Annotated in this window: 1 protein-coding gene; it reads right to left on the bottom strand. The window is 65.3% G+C overall.

Translation table 11 applies throughout. The features are described 5' to 3' along the window. Positions 1-219 (bottom strand): ParB/Srx family N-terminal domain-containing protein (locus tag V6766_RS25595; RefSeq protein WP_448471048.1); only part of this gene is annotated, 219 nt, incomplete at both ends.

The raw sequence follows: 219 nt of genomic DNA, 5'->3' as shown, positions 1-219 counted from the left end.
AACAGGACAGTTGCGACACAGAACCTAACAGCGGCGCCCGCTGGACGTTCTCGGCGAGGGAATCCTCCTCGGCGATGCCGTCCTCGCGCACGATGCAGGGCACGGGCGTGGTCTTCGTCATGCGCTTCTTCTTCACCAGAAGCTCCAGCGCGCGATATCGGCGGCCGCCGGCCGGGATTTCGAACATGCCGGTCTCGGTCCCGGCTTCGTCGATGACGG

This window comes from Martelella sp. AMO21009 (assembly GCF_053484295.1).
The sequence above is the reverse complement of the archived record's forward strand: the minus strand, read 5'-3'. Positions and strand labels throughout refer to the sequence as shown.